Source organism: Allobosea sp., assembly GCF_035999205.1.
Classification (GTDB): Bacteria; Pseudomonadota; Alphaproteobacteria; order Rhizobiales; family Beijerinckiaceae; genus Allobosea.
The window spans coordinates 98,117-115,401 of sequence record NZ_DASYHA010000012.1; the positions used below are offsets into that span (position 1 = coordinate 98,117).

The 17,285-nt window shown below is 66.8% G+C and carries 20 protein-coding genes; 9 read left to right on the top strand and 11 right to left on the bottom strand.

Annotation, left to right across the window (positions count from 1 at the left end; genetic code table 11):
- Positions 1 to 124: 124 nt before the first annotated feature.
- Both rpsU and VGN82_RS03155 read left to right on the top strand, forming a co-directional pair.
- Complete coding sequence (gene rpsU, locus VGN82_RS03150) at positions 125 to 358, top strand: 30S ribosomal protein S21 (RefSeq protein WP_054140900.1); 234 nt, start codon at positions 125 to 127, stop codon at positions 356 to 358.
- 233 nt (positions 359 to 591) lie between these two features.
- The gene (locus VGN82_RS03155; protein ID WP_327525534.1) at positions 592 to 1,440 is read left to right on the top strand and encodes a tetratricopeptide repeat protein; all 849 of its coding nucleotides are present in this window, start codon (positions 592 to 594) and stop codon (positions 1,438 to 1,440) included.
- Between the two features lie 93 nt (positions 1,441 to 1,533).
- Here the strand turns inward: VGN82_RS03155 and VGN82_RS03160 are convergent, their stop codons facing one another.
- The 6 genes from VGN82_RS03160 to VGN82_RS03185 all read right to left on the bottom strand — a co-directional run bounded on the left by VGN82_RS03160 (position 1,534) and on the right by VGN82_RS03185 (position 6,234).
- A complete protein-coding gene (locus tag VGN82_RS03160) occupies positions 1,534 to 2,388 on the bottom strand; it encodes an alpha/beta hydrolase (protein WP_327525535.1) in 855 nt (284 codons plus the stop codon).
- Positions 2,389 to 2,467: 79 nt separating this feature from the next.
- Positions 2,468 to 3,874, bottom strand: a complete 1,407-nt coding sequence (locus VGN82_RS03165; RefSeq protein ID WP_327525536.1) for an NAD(P)(+) transhydrogenase (Re/Si-specific) subunit beta — start codon at positions 3,872 to 3,874, stop codon at positions 2,468 to 2,470.
- Between the two features lie 6 nt (positions 3,875 to 3,880).
- Positions 3,881 to 4,312, bottom strand: coding sequence for an NAD(P) transhydrogenase subunit alpha part 2 (locus VGN82_RS03170; protein ID WP_327525537.1), 432 nt, complete (start codon positions 4,310 to 4,312; stop codon positions 3,881 to 3,883).
- Positions 4,305 to 5,489 (bottom strand): Re/Si-specific NAD(P)(+) transhydrogenase subunit alpha, encoded by a 1,185-nt coding sequence (locus VGN82_RS03175; RefSeq protein WP_327525538.1) that lies wholly within the window; start codon positions 5,487 to 5,489, stop codon positions 4,305 to 4,307. Before VGN82_RS03175 ends, VGN82_RS03170 begins: the two co-directional genes overlap by 8 nt.
- A gap of 33 nt (positions 5,490 to 5,522) precedes the next feature.
- On the bottom strand, positions 5,523 to 5,822 hold the full coding sequence (locus VGN82_RS03180; protein WP_327525539.1) for an aa3-type cytochrome c oxidase subunit IV: 300 nt from the start codon (positions 5,820 to 5,822) through the stop codon (positions 5,523 to 5,525).
- Between the two features lie 193 nt (positions 5,823 to 6,015).
- Positions 6,016 to 6,234: a YdcH family protein gene (locus VGN82_RS03185; protein ID WP_327525540.1), complete on the bottom strand. Its 219-nt coding sequence runs from the start codon at positions 6,232 to 6,234 to the stop codon at positions 6,016 to 6,018.
- A 227-nt stretch (positions 6,235 to 6,461) separates the two neighbouring features.
- Here VGN82_RS03185 and VGN82_RS03190 point away from each other — a divergent pair, with 227 nt between their 5' ends.
- The 3 genes from VGN82_RS03190 to VGN82_RS03200 all read left to right on the top strand — a co-directional run bounded on the left by VGN82_RS03190 (position 6,462) and on the right by VGN82_RS03200 (position 7,622).
- On the top strand, positions 6,462 to 6,650 hold the full coding sequence (locus VGN82_RS03190; protein ID WP_327525541.1) for a YdcH family protein: 189 nt from the start codon (positions 6,462 to 6,464) through the stop codon (positions 6,648 to 6,650).
- 226 nt (positions 6,651 to 6,876) lie between these two features.
- Positions 6,877 to 7,137: a GlsB/YeaQ/YmgE family stress response membrane protein gene (locus VGN82_RS03195; protein ID WP_327525542.1), complete on the top strand. Its 261-nt coding sequence runs from the start codon at positions 6,877 to 6,879 to the stop codon at positions 7,135 to 7,137.
- A gap of 32 nt (positions 7,138 to 7,169) precedes the next feature.
- A complete protein-coding gene (locus VGN82_RS03200; RefSeq protein WP_327525543.1) occupies positions 7,170 to 7,622 on the top strand; it encodes a YidB family protein in 453 nt (150 codons plus the stop codon).
- 27 nt (positions 7,623 to 7,649) lie between these two features.
- Here the strand turns inward: VGN82_RS03200 and VGN82_RS03205 are convergent, their stop codons facing one another.
- The 3 genes from VGN82_RS03205 to VGN82_RS03215 form a co-directional block, all read right to left on the bottom strand.
- A complete protein-coding gene (locus VGN82_RS03205) occupies positions 7,650 to 9,278 on the bottom strand; it encodes an acyl-CoA synthetase (RefSeq protein WP_327525544.1) in 1,629 nt (542 codons plus the stop codon).
- A gap of 98 nt (positions 9,279 to 9,376) precedes the next feature.
- Entirely contained in the window at positions 9,377 to 9,931 is a 555-nt protein-coding gene (locus tag VGN82_RS03210) for a GNAT family N-acetyltransferase (protein WP_327525545.1), read from the bottom strand.
- A complete protein-coding gene (locus tag VGN82_RS03215; RefSeq protein WP_327525546.1) occupies positions 9,928 to 10,686 on the bottom strand; it encodes a sulfite exporter TauE/SafE family protein in 759 nt (252 codons plus the stop codon). Before VGN82_RS03215 ends, VGN82_RS03210 begins: the two co-directional genes overlap by 4 nt.
- Positions 10,687 to 10,857: 171 nt before the next feature.
- On the opposite strand from VGN82_RS03215, the gene VGN82_RS03220 reads away from it, so the two are divergent.
- A complete protein-coding gene (locus VGN82_RS03220; protein ID WP_327525547.1) occupies positions 10,858 to 12,792 on the top strand; it encodes a propionyl-CoA synthetase in 1,935 nt (644 codons plus the stop codon).
- A 111-nt stretch (positions 12,793 to 12,903) separates the two neighbouring features.
- Here VGN82_RS03220 and VGN82_RS03225 read toward each other — a convergent pair whose 3' ends face one another.
- Positions 12,904 to 13,629, bottom strand: coding sequence for a DUF1013 domain-containing protein (locus VGN82_RS03225; RefSeq protein WP_327525548.1), 726 nt, complete (start codon positions 13,627 to 13,629; stop codon positions 12,904 to 12,906).
- A 264-nt stretch (positions 13,630 to 13,893) separates the two neighbouring features.
- Here VGN82_RS03225 and VGN82_RS03230 point away from each other — a divergent pair, with 264 nt between their 5' ends.
- Positions 13,894 to 14,094: a DUF1192 domain-containing protein gene (locus tag VGN82_RS03230; RefSeq protein WP_327525549.1), complete on the top strand. Its 201-nt coding sequence runs from the start codon at positions 13,894 to 13,896 to the stop codon at positions 14,092 to 14,094.
- Between the two features lie 291 nt (positions 14,095 to 14,385).
- On the top strand, positions 14,386 to 14,916 hold the full coding sequence (rcdA, locus tag VGN82_RS03235) for a protease adaptor protein RcdA (protein WP_327525550.1): 531 nt from the start codon (positions 14,386 to 14,388) through the stop codon (positions 14,914 to 14,916).
- Positions 14,917 to 15,119: 203 nt separating this feature from the next.
- Here rcdA and rpmE read toward each other — a convergent pair whose 3' ends face one another.
- The gene (gene rpmE / locus VGN82_RS03240; protein ID WP_054208515.1) at positions 15,120 to 15,356 is read right to left on the bottom strand and encodes a 50S ribosomal protein L31; all 237 of its coding nucleotides are present in this window, start codon (positions 15,354 to 15,356) and stop codon (positions 15,120 to 15,122) included.
- Positions 15,357 to 15,505: 149 nt separating this feature from the next.
- Between rpmE and VGN82_RS03245 the strand changes: the two genes are divergently transcribed.
- Positions 15,506 to 17,284 (top strand): ABC transporter transmembrane domain-containing protein, encoded by a 1,779-nt coding sequence (locus tag VGN82_RS03245; RefSeq protein ID WP_327525551.1) that lies wholly within the window; start codon positions 15,506 to 15,508, stop codon positions 17,282 to 17,284.
- Position 17,285 lies beyond the last annotated feature (1 nt).

Sequence of the window (17,285 nt, forward strand, 5' to 3'; positions counted from 1 at the left end):
TTTCGGGCTCCGCGGCGTGGACAGCCAGAATGAATTCTGTTATCGGCACGATCCTCCGGGCGTTCTGCATGGCAGGGCGGCTCGCCAAACCTTTTTGACCAACACGCTAAAGACGGACAATCACGTGCAGGTTCTCGTTCGCGACAACAACGTCGATCAGGCTCTCCGCGCTCTCAAGAAGAAGCTGCAGCGCGAGGGCGTCTTCCGCGAGATGAAGCTCCGCGGCCATTACGAGAAGCCCTCCGAGAAGAAGGCCCGTGAAAAGGCCGAGGCCGTGCGCCGCGCCCGCAAGCTGCAGCGCAAGAAGCTGCAGCGCGAAGGCCTGCTGCCGGCGCCGGTGAAGCCGAAGCGTCCCTGATTTTTGTCGCTGCGGCAGCACTCGCGCTGCCTCGTGACGATGCAAGGCCCGACTGCGCCTGGAGCCTGCTCCGGGCGCAGTTGCATTTCCGGCGGCGTTAACCAAACCTTTGGCACAAAGCGGGCGTTCTCTTCACCGGGGCGCTGTCGGTTGGGGGAGCGCGATGACGTGGTGTCGGTCCGGCAGGGGCCGCGCCGCAGATGAAGCACGGAACCAGACCGATGGGACAAAGCATGATGCGTGGCAGGAACTGGCTTGCGGCGGCGGGCATGGCGCTGGCGCTGGCGGGCTGCGACACCGTTTCGACCATGACGGGAGCGCCCGTCGCCGAACTCGACACGGCCTCGGCGGCCGATGCCAACGTCAATATCGGCTCGCTCTCGGAAGTGGTCAGCCGTAATCCCAACGATCCCGGCCCGTACAATACGCGTGGCGCGGCCTATGCCCGGATCGGCCGGTTTTCGGACGCGATCGCCGATTTCACCAAGGCGGTGCAACTCGACCCCAATCTCGGCTCGGCCTACACGAATCGCGGCCTCGCCCTGCGCCAGAGCGGCCGCGCCGATGCGGCGCTGGCGGATTTCAACCGCGCCACGACCGTTTCGCCCAATTACGCCCCGGCCTATATCGCGCGCGCCAACCTGCTGCGCGCCCAGGGCAACAGCCAGCAGGCGCTGACGGATCTCAACACCGCGATTCGCCTCAATCCGGAATCGGCCGAGGCCTTCCATGCCCGCGGTCTGGTCTACCAGAAGGAAGGCCAGCATCAGCACGCGATCTCGGATTTCGATTCGGTGATCGATCGCAATCCCTACAACGCACCGCCCTATATCGCCCGTGGCCAGAGCCTGAACGCGGTCGGCAAGTATGACGCTGCGATGGAGGATTTCACCGCCGCGCTCAATGTCGACAACCGCAATGCCGATGCCTGGGCCGGCCGCGGCTTCGCCCAGGAGAAGCTCGGCCAGCGCTCGGAAGCCTCCCAGAGCTATCAGCGCGCGCTCGGCCTCGACGGCAACAACGCCACGGCCCGCGCCGGGCAGGGCCGGCTGGGCGGCGGTGGCGGGCTCTTCCGCAGCTGAGTTTCGGAGCCGTCATGCTCGGGCTCGACCCGGGCAGCTCTTCCCGTAGACTCTCGGGTCTGCGCTGCGCTCTGCCCGAGAGTGACGGCTGAGTCACTCTCCGATTGTTCGGCTGTCGGCGCCCGCCAGCGTGCCGCGCGAGAGCTCGGCGAGGAAGCGCCTGATCTCCGGCAGCGCGCCATGGGCCGGCAAGTCCTCATGACGGCCCTGGGGGAAGCGCAGGAAGCGCTTGGGCGCGTTGGCAAGCCCGTAGAGCGCCTCGCCCTGGGCAAAGGGTATGACGCCGTCACGCATGCCATGCAGCACGAGCAGCGGCGCGCGCACGCGTCCGATCACGGCCTGCGACTGGAACTGATCCAGCATCAACAGGCGGACCGGAACGTAAGGGTAGATGCCCTGCGCTACCGCGGCGGTCGAGAGATAGGGCGCCTCCAGAATCACGGCCGCCAGCGGCGCCTCGGCTGCGAGCTTCAGGACGACGCCGGTCCCGAGCGATTCGCCGTAGCCGACGAGCTGGGCTGCGCCGAAACGTTCCGCGGCTGCGCCATAGGCGGCGCGGGCGTCCAGATGCAGCCCTTCCTCGGTCGGGCTGCCGGTCGAGCCGCCATAGCCGCGATAGCTGACGGCGAACAGGCCGGTGCCGTCGTCGGTGAGGGCCTTGAAGCGCTCGAGGCGGCCGGGGCCGCCGAGATTGCCGGCATTGCCGTGGAAGTAGAGCAGCACCGGCTTGCCGGTGCGCGGCGGCACGACCCAGGCGAGCAGCCGTTCACCGTCGGCGGTGGTCAGCGTGATCTCTTCCGCACCTGGCAGGCCGGCTTGCGCGATGTCGGCGCGGGCGGGATTGCGCGGGAAGATCAGCTCGCGCTGCCGCAGATAGAGCAGGGCGAGCACGGCGATATAGGTGCAGGCCGCAGCGGTGAGACCGAATTTCAGCACTCGCAGGAGCATGGTCGCGGGCCGCCTGAAACGAAAAGGGCCGGCGATGAAGCCGGCCCTTTGCAGCGATGTGATGACAGGATGCTCGCGCTCAGTGCGCCATCGCCTTGACGATCTCGTCGGTGACCTTCTTGGCGTCGCCGAACAGCATCATCGTGTTGGGGCGGAAGAACAGCTCGTTCTCGACGCCGGCATAGCCGGCGGCCATGCCGCGCTTGATGAAGAGCACGGTCTTGGCCTTCTCGACGTCGAGGATCGGCATGCCGTAGATCGGCGAGGACTTGTCGGTCTTGGCGGCCGGGTTGGTCACGTCGTTGGCGCCGATCACGAAGGCGACGTCGGCCTGGCCGAATTCCGAGTTGATGTCCTCGAGCTCGAAGACCTCGTCATAGGGCACGTTGGCCTCGGCGAGCAGCACGTTCATATGGCCGGGCATGCGGCCTGCGACCGGATGGATGGCGTATTTGACCTCGACGCCTTCCTTCTTCAGCAGGTCGGCCATCTCGCGCAGCGTATGTTGCGCCTGTGCGACCGCCATGCCGTAGCCCGGCACGATGATGACCTTGCCGGCGTTCTTCATGATGTAGGCGGCATCGTCCGACGAGCCCTGCTTCACGGGACGCGCTTCGACCGCGCCCCCGGCGGCCGCCGCGGCATCGTCGCCGCCGAAACCTCCGAGGATGACCGAGATGAAGCTCCGGTTCATCGCCTTGCACATGATGTAGGACAGGATCGCGCCCGACGAGCCGACCAGCGCGCCGGTGATGATCAGCGCCATGTTGCCCAGCGTGAAGCCGATACCGGCCGCGGCCCAGCCCGAATAGGAGTTGAGCATCGAGACGACGACGGGCATGTCGGCGCCGCCGATCGGGATGATCAGCAGCACGCCCAGCGCAAACGAGACCAGCACGATCAGCCAGAAGACGACATGGCTTTCCGTCTTCAGGAAGATCAGCAGCAGCACGACGAGCGCGATGCCGAGGCCGATATTGATGCCGTGGCGCTGCGGCAGCATGATCGGCTTGCCGCTCATGCGTCCGTCGAGCTTGAGGAAGGCGATGATCGAGCCGGTGAAGGTGATCGCGCCGATGGCGACGCCGAGGCCCATCTCGAACAGGCTCGCGCCCTTGATCTGGCCGACATTGCCGATGCCGAAGGCGCTCGGGGCATAGAGCGCGGCTGCCGCGACCAGCACCGCGGCCATGCCGACCAGCGAGTGGAAGAAGGCGACGAGCTGCGGCATCTGCGTCATCTGGACGCGCTTGGCCATATAGGCGCCGATGCCGCCGCCGATGGCGATGCCGGCGGCGACCAGGATCCAGCCCGAGAAGCCGGACGGCGGGAAGAAGACGATGGTCGTGGCGATGGCGATGCCCATGCCGACCATGCCGTAGAGATTGCCCTGGCGGGAGGTCGTCGGATGCGACAAGCCCCGCAAGGCCATGATGAAGAGGACGCCGGAGACGACGTAGAGAAGGGCGGACAGATTCGCGGCCATCGGCGCTCAGCCCTTCTTCTTGTACATGGCGAGCATCCGCTCGGTGACCAGGAAGCCGCCGAAGATGTTCACCGAGGCGAGGATCAGGGCGAGGAAGCCGAAGATCTTGGCCCAGACCGGGCCATCGCCGAGGGCGGGCAGCGCTTCGACGCCGACCGCCAAGAGCGCGCCGACGACGATGACCGATGAGATCGCGTTGGTGACCGACATCAGCGGCGTATGCAGGGCCGGCGTCACCGACCAGACGACGTAGTAGCCGACGAAGACGGCGAGCACGAAGATCGCGAGGCGGAACACGGTCGGGTCGACGCCGACCGCGGCGCCGGCGGCATGGGCTGCCTGCTCGGCATAGCGTTCGGCGAGCTCGGCCGCCTGCTTGGCCAGCGCGGCGGCGCTGCGCGCCTGCTCGAGGGCCTGTTCGGGTGTCGGATTAGCCATTGTTGACGCTCCCCTCGGCGACAGGCTCAGGCTTGGATGCGGGCTTGGCCGCGAAATTCGGATGGATCACGGCGCCGTCCTTCGTCAGGGCGGTCGCCTTGACGAGTTCGTCCTCCCAGTTCACCGCGAGCTTCTTCTCCGTCTTGTCGATCAGCGTCTCGACGAAGGCGAAGAGGTTCTTGGCGTAGAGCGAGGACGAGGTCGCAGGGAGGCGGCCGGGCACGTTGAGATGGCCGACGATCTTCACCCCGTTCGCAGTGGTGACGACCTCGCCCGGCTTGGCGAGTTCGCAGTTGCCGCCGCGCTCGACCGCGAGGTCGACGATGACGGAGCCTGCCTTCATGCTTTCGACCATCGCCGCCGAGATCAACTTCGGCGCCGGGCGGCCGGGGATCAGCGCGGTGGTGATGACGATGTCCTGCTTGGCGATGTGGCTCGCCGTGAGCTCGGCCTGCTTGGCCTGATACTCCTTGGACATTTCCTTGGCGTAGCCGCCCGCCGTCTGCGCCTGCTTGAACTCGTCGTCCTCGACGGCGAGGAACTTGGCGCCGAGCGATTCGACCTGTTCCTTGGTGGCCGGGCGGACGTCCGTCGCGGTCACGATCGCGCCGAGGCGGCGTGCGGTGGCGATGGCCTGGAGGCCGGCGACGCCGACGCCCATGATGAAGATCTTCGCGGCTGGCACGGTGCCAGCCGCCGTCATCATCATCGGCAGGGCCCGGCCATATTCGGCGGCGCCGTCGATCACGGCGCGGTAGCCGGCGAGGTTGGCCTGGGAGGAGAGCACGTCCATCACCTGGGCGCGGGTGATGCGCGGCATGAACTCCATGGCGAAGGCGGCAACATTGGCCTTGGCGAGCGCCTCGAGGGCCGCCTCGTTGCCATAGGGGTCCATCGTCGCGACGACGAGCGCGCCTGCGGGCAGCGCGGCGATCTCGGCCTCGGCCGGACGGCGCACCTTCAGCACGATGGCCGCGCCCTTGAGCGCGTCCTTGGCGTTCTTGGCGATGCTCGCGCCCGCAGCCTCATAGTCCGCGTCATTGATGCCCGAGGCGAGGCCCGCGCCTTTCTCGACGACGACCTCGGCCCCGAGGCCGATGAATTTGCGGACGGTCTCCGGGGTCGCAGCGACGCGGGTTTCCGCCCCCTGCGTTTCGGCTGGCACGGCAATGCGCATGGCGGCGAACCTCTCGGGCGCTCTGGGGCAGGTTCAGTGGGAGGTGGGCAGGAGCAGCAGCGCCAGCAGCATGAGGACCAGAGGCACTGCCGTGGCCTTCCAGCCGATCGACTTCGAGGCAATGCCGACGCCGGTGGTGACGAGCGTCAGCAGCGTGCCGATGATCGCGGTGCCCCAGGCATGCTTGGTACCGCCGACGGCGAGCGCGGCCACGATGGCGAGGCAGGCGACGGTGCCGACTTCGGCGAAGTGCACGAAGCCCTGATAGGTGCGCTCGTGCTCGCGATAGTCCATCTGCGGAATGTCGTCGGCGTGGTGTCCGTGGCTGGCCATGGTCTGATCCCAATAAAACGGTCGTCCCATGCCTGTAGCGCACCTGCGGGAGGTCGGCAACGGAGTGCCGGGCACGCCCTTTCGCAGGTAGGCGTCGAGGATATGGCGCGTGCTGCTCTACAGCGGCCTTGCCGCCATGTAAATCGATTTAAATAGACGAAATCTCTCTTTAATCCGCCAAAAAGAGGATTTCCTACGCGATGATGTCGGGCGTCAGCGCGTCCTCGATCTGCGAGATGCGGTCCTTCAGATAGAGCTTGCGCTTCTTCAGCCGCTGCACCTGGATCTGGTTGATCGCGCCGACGCGTTCGAGCGCGTCGATGGCGCTGTCGAGATCGCGATGCTCCTCGCGCAGGCGCGCCAGTTCCGTGGTGAAGGTCTCGATCTCGTCCGGGCTGAGCTCGAATCCCATGAAGCCATCTCATCATCGCCGTTATTGGCCGCGACTATGCTGAGACGCCGTCCGCGCCGCAAGTGTGGTGACGCACGGCGTGGGGCCGTCACGTCATATTCGTGACGCCCGGGAAAGGAGCCGGTCACGATCACAGAATCTCATGTTGCGGTGCGAGATTGGCCCGCAGACGTGAAGCCGGCTCTATGTCAGAGTGCCTCTGTCAACCGCTCATCAGGAGGATCCAGATGTCGCTGCAGACCCATCTCGTCGAACTCGAACGCAAGCATCGTCAGCTTGAGGAAGCCATCGCGCAGGCCGTGGCCAGCCCCTCCTCCGACGGTCTCTCCGTGGTCGAGATGAAGCGGAAGAAGCTGCTGCTGAAGGAGGAGATCGAGCGCGTGCGGCAGACCATGCCGGACCGAACGCTGCATTGACATGCAGCGCCGGGCAGATGCGGCCCGGTACTCAGAACCATCAGAGAGGTTTCAGTCGGCCCCGAAAGGGGCCGCTTTTTTTTGACCAGAACGCCGCTGCTACCGGGCGAAATCCGACCCTGGGGCAGCTTCGGCTCCGCTTCGCCACAATTGTGGCGGCAGAATGGAACCTCCAGGCGGCTGCGGCTGTTCTGCAGCGGAATGAGCTCAGCAAGGGAGGGATGCCGTGGGCTTCATCTGGACCATCATCATCGGCTTCGTGGCGGGCGTCATCGCCAAGTTCATTCTGCCTGGTTCGAATGAGCCGGCCGGTTTTGTGCTGACGACGATCCTCGGAATCGTGGGCGCGATCGTCGCGACCTATCTCGGCCAGGCGCTGGGCTGGTACGCGCCGGGCGAGGGCGCGGGGCTGATTGGCGCCGTCGTCGGCGCAATCGTCGTGCTTCTGGTCTGGGGGATGGTGTCCGGCCGCCGAAGCTCCGTCTGATCCGATTTCCCCACCTGTCAGGAGTGACATCGATGGCTGACGATTCGAGCAGTGGATTCCCTTCGCTGACGGCCCTGCTCGGGCTGCTGGCGGTCGCGGGCTACCAGAACCGCGACAAGATCGGTGAATGGCTGAGCGGCGCCGCGCAGCAGGCGCAGCAACCGGGTGGCGCCGGCGGCGCTCGTGCACCTGCCGGAATGGGCCAGGCCGGGCAGGGTGTCGGTGGCATCCTGGGCGGCCTCGGCGAACTGGTGGACAAGTTCACGCAATCCGGCCAGGGCCAGAAGGCGGATTCCTGGGTTCGCCAGGGCCCGAACGAGGACGTGGCGCCGAGCGATCTGGAGCGGGCCCTGGGGCCTGATCTGATCGCCGCGATCACGCGGCAGACCGGGCTGTCACGCGACGACCTGCTGGACCGGCTTTCCGCCGTGGTTCCGAAGGCGGTCGACAGTTCGACGCCCGACGGAATGCTCAGGCGCGGTTGATCCCAAGGCCATCGGATGGCGCCGCGCTCACAGCGCGCGCGCCATCTCGCGCAGCCGGAACTTCTGGATCTTGCCGGTCGACGTCTTCGGAACTTCCGTGAAGACGACCGTCTTGGGACATTTGAACGAGGCCAGCAGTCCCTTGCACCACGAGATGATCTCGGCCTCGGTCGCGCTGGCTCCGGGCTTGAGCTCGACGAAGGCGCAAGGCGTCTCGCCCCATTTCTCATCTGGGCGCGCCACCACGGCGGCCGCCTGCACGGCCGGGTGCTTGTAGAGGGCATCCTCGACCTCGATCGAGGAGATGTTCTCGCCGCCGGAGATGATGATGTCCTTGGAGCGGTCCTTGAGCTGGATATAGCCGTCCGGATAGCGCACCCCGAGGTCGCCGGTGTGGAACCAGCCGCCGGCGAAGGCGGCCTGCGTCGATTTCGGATTCTTGAGGTAGCCCTTCATCACGACGTTGCCGCGCATCATCACTTCGCCCAGGGTCGCGCCGTCGCGCGGGACCGGCTGCATCGTCTCGGGATCGAGCACGTCGAGCCCCTCGAGTGCGGGATAGCGCACGCCCTGGCGGGCCTTCAGCGCCGCCTGTTCGGGGGCGGGCAGGGCGTCCCACTCGCTGTTCCAGTCGTTGACGACGGCCGGGCCGTAGACCTCGGTCAGCCCGTAGAGATGGGTGACCTCGAAGCCGGCCTGCTTCATGCCGGCGAGCACCGCCTCGGGCGGCGGGGCCGCCGCGGTGAAGAACGATACGGTCTGCGGAAAGTCGCGCCGCTCCTCCGCGGGAGCATTCAGCAGCGCCGACATCACGATCGGCGCGCCGCAGAGATGCGTGACGCCATGGTCTGCAAGGGCATCATACATCGCCTTGGCGCGGACCTGGCGCAGGCAGACATGGGTGCCGGCAACGACCGAGATGGTCCAGGGGAAGCACCAGCCATTGCAGTGGAACATCGGCAGCGTCCAGAGATAGACGGGGTGCCGGCCCAGATTGCCGGTGATGATGTTCGAGGTGGCGAGCAGGTTGGCGCCGCGGTGATGGTAGACCACGCCCTTGGGATCGCCGGTCGTGCCGGAGGTGTAGTTCAGCGTGATCGCGTCCCATTCATCGGCTGGCATCTGCCAGTCGAAATCCGGGTCGCCGCCAGCGATGAACGCCTCGTATTCGATGGTGCCCAGCCGCTCGCCCGGCCCGTCATAGACCGGGTCGTCATAGTCGATGACCAGCGGCTTGACCTTGCAGAGCGCCAGCGCCTCCTTGATGGTCTTCGAGAATTCGCGGTCGGTGATCAGGACCTTCGCCTCGCCATGGTCGAGCGAGAAGGCGATGATTGCGGCGTCGAGGCGGGTGTTGAGCGTGTTGAGCACGGCGCCTGCCATGGGCACCCCGTAATGGCATTCGAGCATGGCCGGCGTGTTCGGCAGCATGGCGGCGACGGTGTCGTTCTTGCCGATGCCGTGACGGGCGAGCGCGGAGGCGAGCCGGCGCGAGCGCGCGTAGAACTCGGCATAGGAGCGCCGCAGCGGGCCGTGGATGATCGCCGTGCGGTTGGGGAAGACGGACGCGGCGCGCTCCAGAAAGGGCAGCGGCGTCAACGGCTGGTGGTTCGCCGGGTTGCGATCGAGGTCGGTGTCATAAACGGAGTTGGTCATCGAGGCGTCCTTCCCAACGGCTCGATCTAGCCCGCTCGAGCGGCGCTTGTAACTAGTCATTCTGGCGAAGAGGCCGCTCGTGCCGAGCCCGTCGCCGTTCAGCGCGGCACCGCCAGGCTGCGCCAACCATAGGCGAGTTCGACGAGAGCCGTCGTGCCCCTTCGATCCTCCTTCTCGCCGATGACTTCGCCGCCCAGGGCCTCGTAGAAGCGGCGGGCGGGCGCGTTGTCGCGAAGGACCCAGAGGCTGGCCGACCGGAAGCCCGCTTCCGAGAGCGCGCTGAATGACTCCGTCATCAGCCGTGTGCCGAGCCGCTCCCGCTTGCAACGGGCCAGCAGGTAGATCGCGCTGATTTCGGCCGGGAAGCCCGCGGCTGCCAGTTCAGGGTCGCGCTGGGCACCGCAAGAAGCGAAGCCGACGATCTCGCCGCCCTGTTCCGCGACAAGCACCGTTGTCAGACGGGCGGCCGGCAGGTCGGACAGCATCGTATTCCAGCTGCGCTCGCGCATCTCGACCGAGAGCGCGGCGAGCATGGGCGCCGGCAGCAGCCCGCCATAGCTTTCCCGCCACGCCGCGACATGGACCTGAGCGATCGCCCCGGCATCTCGGGCCTGGGCGGTGCGGATGATGGTCCCGGGGGCTGCCGCGGTCATGGCAGCAGGGCCCTGATACCCTCGAAGATGAGCTTCGCGCCGACCGCCAGCAACAGCCAGTAGATGATGCCGTAGAAGCGTTCGGCCGGCACACGCCGGACCAGCCAGACCCCGGCGAAGGTCGCCGCGACCGCGACCGGGAGCAGAGCCGCCGAGGCCGTGAGGTTCTGGGCACTGAACTGGCCGAGTGCGATGTAGGGAATGACCTTCACCACATTGATCGCGGCGAAGAAGATCGCGCCGGTGCCGACGAAGACGGCGGGCGGCAGCTTCTGCGGCATGACGTAGATTTGGAAGGGGGGCCCGCCGGCATGAGCGATCATGCTGGTGAAGCCGCAGACGAAGCCCCAGAAGCCGCCGGCCGGCCAGCTCGTCTGCTTCGCCGCCGGCGGGGTGCCCTTGCCCGCGAGCATCCGGCGCAATGCGAAGCCGACCGAGATCAGCCCGACGGCGAGCCCGACCGCGGCATCCGATACCTTGGCTGCCAGCAGATAGCCCGCGAGCACCCCGAGCAGCGCACCCGGCGCCAGGGTCGCGAGAACGCGCCTGTCGAATTCGCGCCGGTAGGACCAGACGGTCACGACATCCTGCGCCATCAGCAGCGGCAGCATGATCGCCGCGGCGGCCACCGGCGAGACGACGAGCGCCATCAGCGGCAGCGAGAGCAGGCCGAGCCCCGAGAAGCCGCCTTTCGACAGGCCCATCAGGATGACGGCCGGAACCATGGCGGCGAAGAAGGCGAGATCGAAGGACATGAGCGAAGCCGCGCCGCGAGGTCTCTGGGCAGGATGGGATGGGCGAAAGTCGTAACCGCGAAAGCTTGCCTCACGGCGGGAGGAGTGCGCAGGATTTGCGCCAAACCGCTCCGCCAACGCCGGCTCGCCGCGGGGCTTTAGGATGAAACCCGGCGCAGAGGAACGCTCCCCATGAATGGCTCCCATGCCGTACCCGCCCGGCCCGCCGAAGGCTATCGCGAGACCTATGCGCGCTGGCGGGCCGATCCCGAGGCCTACTGGCTGGAGATCGCCAAGGGCATCGACTGGATCAAGCCGCCGCAACGGGCTTTCGATGCCAGCCAGGGGGCTTATGGGCGCTGGTTTCCGGACGCGACCTGCAACACCTGCTTCAATGCCCTCGACCGCCATGTCCAGGCCGGCCGCGGTGACCAGATCGCGCTGATCCACGACAGCCCGGTCACCCGGACCAAGACCACATTCACCTATGCCCAGATGCTCGACGAAGTGGCGACGCTGGCCGCCGTGCTGCAGGATCTCGGCGTCGCCAAGGGCGACCGCGTCATCGTCTACATGCCGATGGTGCCGGAGGCGGCCATTGCAATGCTCGCCTGTGCACGCATCGGCGCGGTGCATTCGGTCGTGTTCGGCGGGTTTGCCGCGAAGGAGCTGGCGACGCGCATCGACGATGCCGAGCCGAAGGTGATCCTGACGGCCACTTGCGGCATCGAGCCGACGCGCGTGGTCGAGTACAAGCCGCTGCTCGACAGCGCGATCGAGATGTCCAGGCACAAGCCTGCGACCTGCGTCGTGCTGAATCGCCCGCAGGCGGAAGCCTCGATGCATGCGACGCGCGACAAGAACTGGCGCATGCTGGTCGCCGCCGCGAAGGCGGCCGGCCGCAAGGCGGAGTGCGTCGAAGTCGCGGCCACCGATCCGCTCTATGTCCTCTACACCTCCGGCACGACGGGCCGGCCCAAGGGCGTGGTGCGTGACAATGGCGGGCACATGGTCGTGCTCAAGGCGACGATGGACCAGCTCTACGATGTCGGACCGGGCGAGGTGATGTTCACCGCCTCCGATGTCGGCTGGGTCGTGGGGCACGGCTACATCGTCTATGCGCCGCTGATCCAGGGCGCGACCAGCGTACTCTACGAGGGCAAGCCGGTCGGCACGCCCGACCCCGGAGCCTTCTGGCGCGTCGTCGCCGAGCATGGCGTCAAGGTGCTTTTCACGGCACCGACCGCCTTCCGCGCCATCCGCAAGGAGGATCCGGAGGGCAAATATCTCGCCGGCCACGACCTGTCGCGCTTCAGGGCGCTGTTCCTTGCCGGCGAGCGGGCCGATCCCGAGACGCTGAAATGGGCCGAGGATCTGCTGAAGGTGCCGGTGATCGACCATTGGTGGCAGACCGAGAGCGGTTCGCCCATCGTCGGCGACCCGCTCGGGCTCGGCCTTCTCCCGATCAAGCATGGTTCGCCGACCGTGCCGCTGCCGGGCTGGGACGTGCAATGCCTCGACGAGGGCGGGCAGCCCGTGAAGCCGGGCACGATGGGTGCGATCGTGCTCAAGCTGCCGCTGCCGCCCGGCGCGCTGCCGACGCTGTGGAAGGACGATGAGCGCTTCCGCGAGGCCTATCTCACGACCTATCCGGGCTACTACAACACCTCGGATGCCGGCTTCATCGACGAGGACGGCTATGTCTTCATCATGGGCCGCACCGACGACATCATCAATGTCGCGGGCCACAGGCTTTCGACAGGGGGGATGGAGGAAGTTCTGGCCTCGCACCCGGCCGTCGCCGAATGCGCCGTCGTCGGGATCAGGGACGCGGTCAAGGGCGAGCAGCCCTGCGGCTTCGTCGTGCTGAAGGCCGGCGTTTCTCAGAGCCCGGATGTCATCGAGCGCGAACTGGTCGCGCTGGTGCGCGAGAAGATCGGCCCGGTCGCCGCCTTCAGGCTGGCGCTGACGGTCGGGCGGCTGCCGAAGACGCGATCCGGCAAGATCCTGCGCGCGACGATGAAGAAGATCGCCGATGGCGAGAGCTACGCCATGCCCGCGACGATCGAGGACCCCGCCGTGCTGGACGAGATCGGGGTGGCGCTGAAGGGCAGGGGGATCGGGTAGAGGCGGCCGCCCTTCTCGGGCAGCGCGTGGCGCTGACCCGGGAAAAGCTTGCCGGAGATGCTCGGGTCGGGCCCGAGCACGACGCCATGAGAAGGCGCCAGGAGCCTCAGCTCACTCGTCGTCCTCGTCGACCGGACGCTTCATCTGCTTGAGCTTGGCGAAGACGGAATCGACGTCGATCGCCGCCTCTTCCTCGCGCTTCGGCTTGCTCATGTCGGCGAAGGGCTGGCTCTCGCTGCGCACCGGCTCGGGGGCCGTGGTCTCCTCGGCGGAAAGCAGGGTCGAGCCGGCCTCGGCCAGCGCGGCCGGACGGTCCTTGGCGGCGCGGCCGACCTCGAAGTCGAGATCGATCTGCGAGCACAGGCCGAGGCTGACCGGGTCGATCGGCGTCAGCGTCTGGGCGTTCCAGTGGGTGCGGTCGCGGATCTGGGCGATGGTCGACTTGGTCGTGCCGATCAGGCGGATGATCTGCGCGTCCTTGAGCTCGGGATGGTTGCGCAGCAGCCAGAGGATGGCGTTCGGGCGGTCCTGACGCTTGGACACCGGAGTGTAGCGCGGGCCCTTTGCGCGCTTGACCTCGGGCACCTTCACCTTGCGCTCGGCGAGCTTGAGGTGATGGGCCGGATTCTTGGCGGCGCGCTCCAACTCCTCACGGGTGAGCTGGCCGGAGGTGATGGGATCGAGACCCTTGATGCCGGCGGCGACTTCGCCATCGGCGATGCCGCGCACTTCCAGCGGGTGGAGTTTGCAGAAGTCGGCGATCTGCTCGAAGGTCAGGGACGTGTTCTCGACCAGCCAGACCGCGGTGGCCTTCGGCATCAGCGGGGGATTCGACACGGGCTGTCTCCTGAATTTCGAAAGCCGGCGATCGGGCCGGATCGGCCTCGCGGACAAGGGTTCTGGACAAGTGTTCTCATGCGCCGACCGGCCTCCCCGGCCGGCCATCCAAATCATCGTCGATGAACAGGATGGCGCGCCTTATAGGCGAGGCAAGAGCGACTGTCCAAGAAAAAGCACGTCATTGCCCGGTGGATTCCGGCAGTGGCGTCGCCCGGTCATCGGTCCTAGTGTGCGCGCCGTCTTGAGTGGAGGGAGGCCCCGATGTCGCTGTTTTCCGACGATGACCGTCCGAAGCCCAAAATGGTCCATGAGATCGGTCAGGACCTGTCGATGCTTTCGCTGGCCGAGATCGACCTGCGGGTCGAGGCGCTGAAGGCCGAGATCGAGCGTCTCGCCGAGGCGAGAATCAAGAAGGCTGCCTCGCGAAGCGCGGCAGACGCATTCTTTCGCAAGACCGATTGAAAAAGCGGCAATTTCCGGCCGCGTTAACGCGCGCTTAACGATTCCAAAGTATGAATCGAGAGGTCCAGATTGTCTGGATGTGAGTGGCTCCTGCCCGCTCTGTTTGACGCCTCCCTGTTGACCTTCGAGCCGCCCCCGGGCGGCTCTTTTTTATGGTGTGTATCCCCGTTAAGGTTAACCACACCTTACCGGCGCGGCGCCGGCCCATCGGCGCTATCTTTGCGACATCGGCGGCATGAACCGCGACGTGTGCCATGCGGACACGGCGTTGTGCCGATGGGAGACACCGCAATGAACGATCTCATGTTGCTCGAGCCGGCTGCCGACGAGGGCGCGATCTCCTTCGCGCGGGGCTTCGTGAAGTCGGATGCCTTCATGGCGCTGTTCCGGGAGGGGATGGGGCTCGTCGAAGAGACGGCGGCCTATCTCGACGGGGACGGCCGGGCGCAGTCGGCGGCGCTGCCGCGCGAGGTCGCCCTGTCCTATGCGACCGAGAGCATGCGCCTGACCACGCGACTGATGCAGATCGCCTCCTGGCTTCTGGTGCAGCGCGCGGTCGCCGAGGGCGAGATGACCGCCGAGCAGGCCCGCGCCGAGAATGACAAGGTGCGGATTCCCGAGCAGATCGTGTCAGCGGTCGAGACCGAATTCGAGCGACTGCCGCAGGGCCTGCGCGACCTGATCGAGCACTCCTTCCGACTGCAGGGCCGCATCCGCCATCTTGAAGGCCAGATGGCAGGCAAGGCGCCGGCTGCGCCAAAGGCCAATCCAGTCCAGGACCAGCTCGCCAGCCTCCAGGCACGCCTCGGCCTGGCGTTCTGAGCGGTCGCCGTTTCCAAGCTCGTTCGCACGGCCTCAAAATGAAGCCGTCATCCCGGGACTTCGCCGCTTTGCGGCTTGTCCAGGACGACGACGTCGCTTCGGACGGGCAAAGCCTTCTAACGTGCCGCAACGCAAAAGGCCCGGTCGAAAGACCGGGCCTTTTTTGATTCAGATCAGCGCGGGCGAGGCCGCCCGCGGCCAGATCACTTCTTGCCGAGCGAGCCGATCGCGGCGAAACGCGAATTGAAGCGCGAGACGCGGCCGCCACGGTCCAGCATGTGCTGGGTGCCGCCGGTCCAGGCCGGGTGCGTCGTCGGATCGATGTCGAGGTTGAGGGTGTCGCCCTCCTTGCCGAGCGTCGAACGCGTGAAGTATTCCGTGCCATTGGTCATGACGACCTTGATGGTGTGGTAGTCGGGGTGGATGCCGGTCTTGGCCATGGCTGAATCCTCAAACGTCTATAAACGGGCGTGGTCGACAAGCAGGCGAGCCTGCCCGGCCCGTCGAAAAATTCGTATGAGCCTGTCGTGAAGTCGCGTGCACATATCGCAGCCGGGCCGACAGCGCAAGCAGAACAGGACGAAGACGCGTGCCCGAAGCTGAAAAAGACGAGAAGAAACCGCGGCCAGACTTTCGTTCGCTCGCATCCTTCTGGCCCTACGCGCTGAAGCACAAGGGGCGCATCGGGTTGGCGCTGCTGGCTCTGGTCGTCGCCTCGGTCGCGACGCTTGCACTGCCTGTCGCGGTGCGCCGGGTCATCGATGTCGGGTTTTCCGGCGGCGAGCAGCGGCTGGCCAACAGCTACTTCATCCTGCTGACAGGTGTCGTCGCGGTGCTGGCGCTGGCGAGTTCTGCCCGCTTCTATCTCGTCATGACCGTCGGAGAGCGCATCGTCTCCGACCTCCGTTCGGACGTCTTCGCGCATCTGACGCGGCTGGAGCCGGCCTTCTTCGATTCGAGCCGCGCCGGTGACCTGATCTCGCGGCTGACGGCCGATACGACCCAGATCAAGTCGACCTTCGGCTCGACGGCCTCGATCGCGCTGCGCAATGCGATCATGACCATCGGTGCGCTGGCGCTGATGATCGCGACGAGCCCGCAGCTTTCCGCGATCGTGATCGGGGCGATCCCGCTGATCGTGCTGCCGCTGGTCTTTTCGGGGCGTTCGGTGCGCCGTCGCGCCAGGGCGGCGCAGGATCGGCTGGCCGATGCCTCCGCTTTCGCCGCGGAGGCGGTCGGCGCAATCCGGACCATGCAATCCTTCGGTGCCTCCAAGGAGACGGCGGCGCGCTTCACAGCGGTGTCCGACGAGGCCTATGGCGCCTCGCGGGCGGCCACGGCCTCGCGGGCGGTCCTGTCGGGCGTCGCGATCTTCCTGGTCAGCGCCAGTGTCGTCTGGGTGCTTTGGACCGGCGCGACCGAGGTGTTCGAGGGGCGGATGACCGGCGGGCGGCTGTCGCAATTCGTGCTCTATGCGGTGCTGGCGGCGAGCTCGCTCGGCCAGCTCTCCGAGGTCTATGGCGAGATCTCGGCGGCTGCCGGGGCGGCCGGCCGGCTCGGCGAGATTCTCGCCACGAAACCCGCGATCGCGGCACCGCCGCATCCCTCGCCGATGCCCGAGCCGTCGCGCGGCGAGCTTTCCTTCGAGAACGTCTCGTTCAACTATCCCGGCCGCAGTGTGGAGGCCTTGTCTGAGCTCAGCTTCACGGTGAGGCCGGGCGAGCGCGTCGCGCTGGTCGGCCCGTCGGGCGCCGGGAAAAGCACGGTGCTGCAGCTGGCGCTGCGCTTCTACGACCCGAGCCGGGGCCGCGTCATCGTCGACGGCGTCGCCGGACCCCAGGCCGATCCGGAGGCATGGCGGCAGCGTTTCGCGCTCGTGCCGCAGGAGCCGACCGTCTTCGGTGTCTCGGTTCGCGACAACATCGCCTATGGCCGGCCCGACGCATCGCCGGAACAGGTCGAGGAGGCGGCGCGTCTGGCCGCGGCGGACGGCTTCATCCGCAGCCTGCCTGATGGCTACGACACGATTGTCGGCGAGCGCGGCGTCACACTGTCGGGCGGACAGCGCCAGCGGCTGGCGATCGCCCGCGCGGTGCTGAAGGACGCGCCGATCCTGCTGCTCGACGAGGCGACGAGCGCGCTCGATTCCGAAAGCGAGCGCGCCGTGCAGGATGCGCTCGATGCGCTGATGCAGGGGCGCACCACGCTGGTCGTGGCGCATCGGCTGGCGACGATCCTCTCGGCCGACCGCATCCTGGTGATGGAGGACGGCCGTGTGGTCGAGGAGGGGACACATGCCGAACTGACGGCGCGCGGCGGGCTTTATGCCCGGCTAGCTGCGCTGCAGTTTGGGCTCGAGGCGGCTTGAG

Bases quoted from the DNA above. Each gene is read 5' to 3' on its own strand.
- VGN82_RS03155 (WP_327525534.1), top strand. From the start codon at position 592: ATGATGCGTGGCAGGAACTGGCTTGCGGCGGCGGGCATGGCGCTGGCG.
- VGN82_RS03160 (WP_327525535.1), bottom strand. From the start codon at position 2,388: ATGCTCCTGCGAGTGCTGAAATTCGGTCTCACCGCTGCGGCCTGCACC.
- VGN82_RS03165 (WP_327525536.1), bottom strand. From the start codon at position 3,874: ATGGCCGCGAATCTGTCCGCCCTTCTCTACGTCGTCTCCGGCGTCCTC.
- VGN82_RS03170 (WP_327525537.1), bottom strand. From the start codon at position 4,312: ATGGCTAATCCGACACCCGAACAGGCCCTCGAGCAGGCGCGCAGCGCC.
- VGN82_RS03175 (WP_327525538.1), bottom strand. From the start codon at position 5,489: ATGCGCATTGCCGTGCCAGCCGAAACGCAGGGGGCGGAAACCCGCGTC.
- VGN82_RS03180 (WP_327525539.1), bottom strand. From the start codon at position 5,822: ATGGCCAGCCACGGACACCACGCCGACGACATTCCGCAGATGGACTAT.
- VGN82_RS03185 (WP_327525540.1), bottom strand. From the start codon at position 6,234: ATGGGATTCGAGCTCAGCCCGGACGAGATCGAGACCTTCACCACGGAA.
- VGN82_RS03190 (WP_327525541.1), top strand. From the start codon at position 6,462: ATGTCGCTGCAGACCCATCTCGTCGAACTCGAACGCAAGCATCGTCAG.
- VGN82_RS03200 (WP_327525543.1), top strand. From the start codon at position 7,170: ATGGCTGACGATTCGAGCAGTGGATTCCCTTCGCTGACGGCCCTGCTC.
- VGN82_RS03205 (WP_327525544.1), bottom strand. From the start codon at position 9,278: ATGACCAACTCCGTTTATGACACCGACCTCGATCGCAACCCGGCGAAC.
- VGN82_RS03210 (WP_327525545.1), bottom strand. From the start codon at position 9,931: ATGACCGCGGCAGCCCCCGGGACCATCATCCGCACCGCCCAGGCCCGA.
- VGN82_RS03215 (WP_327525546.1), bottom strand. From the start codon at position 10,686: ATGTCCTTCGATCTCGCCTTCTTCGCCGCCATGGTTCCGGCCGTCATC.
- VGN82_RS03220 (WP_327525547.1), top strand. From the start codon at position 10,858: ATGAATGGCTCCCATGCCGTACCCGCCCGGCCCGCCGAAGGCTATCGC.
- VGN82_RS03230 (WP_327525549.1), top strand. From the start codon at position 13,894: ATGTCGCTGTTTTCCGACGATGACCGTCCGAAGCCCAAAATGGTCCAT.
- rcdA (WP_327525550.1), top strand. From the start codon at position 14,386: ATGAACGATCTCATGTTGCTCGAGCCGGCTGCCGACGAGGGCGCGATC.
- rpmE (WP_054208515.1), bottom strand. From the start codon at position 15,356: ATGGCCAAGACCGGCATCCACCCCGACTACCACACCATCAAGGTCGTC.